The organism is Chamaesiphon sp. OTE_20_metabat_361 (genome assembly GCF_031364565.1).
This window is the reverse complement of the sequence record NZ_JANLWO010000716.1, coordinates 1-4353: the sequence shown is the minus strand read 5'-3', so window position 1 is coordinate 4353 and position 4353 is coordinate 1. Positions and strand designations below refer to the sequence as shown.

Sequence of the window (4353 nt, the reverse complement as noted above, 5' to 3'; positions counted from 1 at the left end):
ATTATCTCGCTATTAATTGCTGAAGTTTCGCAAATTGCTAAAGAGAAGTTACAAGCAAACAATCCTAGAGCGGATAAATCTACAACATCAACAACTGTCGAGGATGCTCCAGTTGATGTCAAAGCAGTTACTATTGAGTGAATAGTGAATAGTGATTAGTCATTAGTGATTAGTTAACCTTATTGGCTATTCAGGGAAATTAGTCCGCGTAGGCGGACTTTGCATCACTAGCCACGACTTCAGTCGTAGGCACTCTATAGAAACCCGACTTCTTCAACAAAGAAGTCGGGTTTCTGTTTGAGGTTAATTCTATTCCTAACGATTTCTGGCTGGAATCCGATCTCCTCGCTCCAGCCTGATTTGCAGGCGATTTAAGACCACCCAAACAAGCGCACCACCTCCAACTATCCCGATCGCGATCGAGCCGAGATTGAGGGCATTTTCACCACCGCTGAGCGCCAGAATTGTCATGCCGATCCAAGCGAGGATCGCGATAACGACGATCGCTTGCTTGGCTGTCTGAATATTTTTGTGGGCAGTCCGACAACTGTGACAATGCTCGGTATGACTGTGATAGCGATCGAGCAATTGCTCAGTGGCTAAAGGTGGCTGGAAAACTTGTCCCGGAAAGGGATCGGCATGATAATTATTCAACCACTGCCGATATTCAAACACGAATCGATCGGCTTTTGTCGGGAGATAAAATGCCTGACTAAAATTTTCACTGCCACCACTGTGGGCGAGATAGCGCTCTTGGTGATGCAGGAAAATTTGGTCGTCTTCGAGGATCGCATTATTATTGATATGCGAATACCATTGGGGCGTAGCGCTAATAAAGAATGCGGGCAGTTTGTTAGCAAATTTGAACGGGAATCTGGCAAAAATCCGACACTCACCTTTGCGCGTGGGGGTGGCATAAACTACCGTAATCGTCTCGCCAAACTGCTTGGATGTGAGTTCGTGCCACATCAGGCAGGGCGCGATGAAGGTGGTATCCTGTCTTCCGAGTGTACCCTTTCGCGGCCCCTCCGCCCAAGTGCCCGTAAAGCCAGATTTATCGGATGATACTACTTCCAACTCTACCGGACTAGCATTCGATCGCTTGCCGACGCTATTGTGATGGGTGTAGGGTAAATGGCTCGGATCGAGGACATTTTCGAGCAAAGTTGCCGCATCATAGGGTAAGTCTCGAAACGTATTTAAGACGATCCACCCATCTGTCGGCTTGGCATCTACCATCGGTACTGGCATCAGCGGTACTGGTGTCTGCGCGGCGAGATCTGGCGTGCCGGGATAGACAAATAACAAGCCTTGCGCGACAGTCGTCGGTAGGGATTTGACACAAGCGCGGCGAGAGGTTTCGGCTTTAGCATCGGGTAACTGCTGGGGGATGCGATCGCAAGTACCAGCGCCTGTAAATGCCCAACCGTGATAGGGACATTCGAGTAAACCATCTTCAGCAATTCTCCCTTCTGAGAGTCGCGCTAGCCGATGGGGACAACGATCGTCAAATGCTCGCCACGCCTGAGCTTGAGTGTCCCACCAGAGAACCAAATCGCGATCGAGTAACGTAAATGGTGTCGGTGTAAGTTTATCTAGATCCTCAATGTAAAATACTGGATACCAAGACTCGATCGGATCGAACCGAGTCGGATCGTTGCCACCTGCTGTTGCTGGTACTGATAGTGCTGTTGTCATCGATGTCTTACCCCGTGCGACTCGTTTGCTTTACACTCCTTTACATCTAAGATAACAATCGATCGCAAGTTGCCGCAACCAGACAGAAGTTAGGCAAAAACGCCAATCCGCTATCCCCCAATCGATATAATGCTATTAATCGCGCTTGGAGACACATCGCCCGATTCACCCAACCAATCCGAAATTATCAATTATTAGTTATCCATTATCAATTAATTTAACGCACCATCTATGGATACCAAAGCATTTAAAAGATCGCTCAACCAATCAGAAAACTACCACCGCAAAGGATTCGGACATCAAGCCGAGGTAGAGGTGGTCTTAAAATCAGAATATGAAAGCGATTTAATTAAAGAGATTCGCGATCGCAACTATACCCTGACTCGCGGCGATGTCACGATTCGATTGGCAAAATCTTTTGGCTTTTGTTGGGGAGTAGAGAGAGCGGTAGCGATTGCCTATGAAACGCGCCAGCACTTCCCCACCGAGCAGATTTGGATCACCAATGAAATCATTCACAATCCTTCTGTCAATCAACGATTGCGGGAGATGAAAGTGAACTTCATTGAGGTTGAAAATGGCTTAAAAAATTTCGATAAGATCGATCGGGGCGACGTCGTAATTCTCCCTGCTTTTGGTGCTAGCGTCCAAGAAATGCAACTGCTAAACGATAAGGGCTGTACGATCGTCGATACGACTTGTCCCTGGGTATCTAAGGTCTGGAATACGATCGAGAAGCACAAGAAAAGAGATTATACCTCGATTATTCACGGTCAATACAAGCATGAAGAGACTGTCGCCACTAGTTCATTTGCCGACAAGTATTTAGTTGTCTTAAATATGGATCAGGCAAATTATGTTGCCGATTATATTTTAAATAATGGTGACTCGCCGGAAGAAAAATTGCAGCGCCGAACTGAATTTCTGGAGAAATTTAGCAAGGCTTATTCAGTAGGATTCGACCCAGACCTAGATCTCGAAAAAGTAGGGATTGCCAATCAAACCACGATGCTCAAAACCGAAACTGAAGCGATCGGGAAATTGTTCGAGCGGACGATGATGAAAAAATATAGTACTGCTGAATTAAACGACCACTTCCAAAGCTTCAATACTATCTGCGATGCCACCCAAGAGCGTCAGGACGCCATGTTCGAGCTAGTGGACGAGCCGATCGACCTGATGCTAGTCATCGGCGGCTACAACTCATCTAACACCACTCACCTCCAAGAAATCTCGATCGAACATCAGATTCCTTCGTATCATATCGATAGTGAGTTCCGTATTTTGGCTGATAATCAGATCGAACATAAACCACTATTAAAAGATTTGGAAATTACCAAAAATTGGTTGCCACCCGGAAAGATTGTCGTTGGCATTACATCAGGAGCTTCTACTCCCGATAAAGTAGTCGAAGCCGCGATCGAACGAATTTTTGCGACAAAAAGCGGACAGACACTGGCGCTGGCACTCCCGTCTTAAGTAGATCGACTTACTGGTGCCAAATTTTGCTGGCGGGTACTTAAAAGATCGGTAGCAAAATCAGATTTAAATCTGAGTAAGAGCGCACAAAAAGCTCACCTCTGGGCTGCTGACTTTGACTGCTTACTTCAGCCATTTGGTAGCAAGTAGCGGCGTAATTTAGGTATCGATATCGATACCGATCGGCTCCTAAAATCTCGCAACATTCACAGACAAAGCCCGACGAGCGAGAGCGAATCCAGTCAAATATTTGGTTGGATTCGCAATTTTTAATAAAAGTACTGTTTTCTGCCTAAATTAGCAGGTTATCATGTTAATTAAGAATTGAGGTGCGATGGGTGATCCACACATTAATAGGTATTGGTGCGATTATTTTGATAACGATCGTCTGCTTTTGGTTGCGATCCAACCATCGGCTCCGCGCTCGCAGTCGTCGGCTGACGGTGACAGAAGCTAGCTCCAATCGGCGGTTTTACAAACGAATAACCAGAGACCCGGAAGAACAATACATCGAGGGTGTTGGCTATGTCATCGGCGATCTGAGTTGTAGCTACAATGCCAGATCGCCCTATATCCGCTGCGCGGTAAATCCAGACGGTCTGTGCCAAGATTGTCGCCACTATCAGTCGAAGGAAGAATAGATAGTGGATCGCTAAAACTTTTTAGTCAGCATCGATGTTTCGCGCAAAAATCGAGCGCACAATATTAGTAGTCGCACGCTCGGCTCATCCGACTGCCATTTCATGACAGCTAATTCCAGCGATCGCATTCCGCCTAAATTTAGGATCCCATCGTGACGCTCTTCCGTTCGTGGCTTTAGTCAGTCGGGAAATTGAGCTAGATCGACATTTTGCTCGAATCACCTTGACAGATTTCCGAAAATATTATCAAGATAAGCTACCGATCGGATTGGCGATCGCGGTAATCTCATACTGAAACGAAATCTTGCTTCAGTTTGGGCAAAAGAGCGCCAGATTTAGGACGATAACTACTGGCGATCGCCATTAGAAACGCGATAGATTTGCTCATCATCAATTTTAGTGCGGTATCCCCTACTCAGACAAATGACCGAGATCGGCTAGAATCCCAACTAGCCCAGTTGACAACTCACTCGATCCCTCAAGCCAAGCTTACTTTTATGCAGAATCGGTTCTCTGACAATTTATCTGGCGATCT

Annotated in this window: 3 protein-coding genes; 2 read left to right on the top strand and 1 reads right to left on the bottom strand. The window is 46.3% G+C overall.

What is annotated here, in order from left to right; genetic code table 11:
* Positions 1 to 315: 315 nt before the first annotated feature.
* The gene (locus RMO35_RS20245) at positions 316 to 1698 is read right to left on the bottom strand and encodes a Rieske 2Fe-2S domain-containing protein (RefSeq protein WP_309743631.1); all 1383 of its coding nucleotides are present in this window, start codon (positions 1696 to 1698) and stop codon (positions 316 to 318) included.
* Between the two features lie 231 nt (positions 1699 to 1929).
* Between RMO35_RS20245 and RMO35_RS20240 the strand changes: the two genes are divergently transcribed.
* Both RMO35_RS20240 and RMO35_RS20235 read left to right on the top strand, forming a co-directional pair.
* On the top strand, positions 1930 to 3177 hold the full coding sequence (locus tag RMO35_RS20240; protein WP_309743628.1) for a 4-hydroxy-3-methylbut-2-enyl diphosphate reductase: 1248 nt from the start codon (positions 1930 to 1932) through the stop codon (positions 3175 to 3177).
* A gap of 338 nt (positions 3178 to 3515) precedes the next feature.
* Positions 3516 to 3818 (top strand): DUF6464 family protein, encoded by a 303-nt coding sequence (locus tag RMO35_RS20235; protein ID WP_309743626.1) that lies wholly within the window; start codon positions 3516 to 3518, stop codon positions 3816 to 3818.
* Positions 3819 to 4353 lie beyond the last annotated feature (535 nt).